The following is a 701-nucleotide window of genomic DNA, read 5'->3' on the forward strand; positions in this document are numbered from 1 at the left end:
ACAGCGATCACAGCAGCAGTAACCGTATTAACATTGGGAGCGGGAGGATTTTTGGGTCCAGCGATCCAGAATGGATTATCTGCACTAGGAAGCGCCACAGCATCTCTGTTAGGTCCCTTAGCGAATTTAGCGTCAACGGGATTACCGCTATTACAATCGACAGCGAATGTGGGAGCCGCAGTGATACGAGGAGCGATCCAGGCAATAGATGGAAGTAGAAATGGACCAGAAGGCATCGTAGCCGGACTAGTGAACGGGGTGTTCGGTGTTATGACAGCAGGAGGGGGAATGGATTTAACCCGATTTGCGACCGCAGCACCATTGTTACAGAATACAGCATTAGGCGTAGGAGTTAGCTACGACAGAGATAATGGTTGGGGGGGAATGCTTGGGATAGGCAACGCAGTAACGAATGCAGGAATTCGTTTCTCCGAATATGGCGGAGCATCCCTCAATGGATCGACATCAATCGTAAATGGAATCCAAATCAACGGAAATTATAACGCAGCAACAGGCGGATTCGGAATCGGAGCGAACATAAATGCCGGAGATGGCCCAAGATCCGGAGCGAACTTAAACATCAACTATGACACGATAGAGAGATTCTCTGGAGGGATCAGTTATACAGATTCAACAACAGGCTTTGGAATGAGCTATCGAGTAGATAGAGAGGGTAATGTAACGATATCTAGTCTATTGAA

Annotated in this window: 1 pseudogene; it reads left to right on the top strand. The window is 47.8% G+C overall.

The window, feature by feature from the left end:
• Nucleotides 1-701: pseudogene (locus EHS15_RS19145) on the top strand (hypothetical protein); the annotation flags it as partial.

It is taken from the genome of Leptospira idonii, from assembly GCF_004770995.1.
In the GTDB taxonomy this organism is placed as follows: domain Bacteria; phylum Spirochaetota; class Leptospiria; order Leptospirales; family Leptospiraceae; genus Leptospira_A; species Leptospira_A idonii.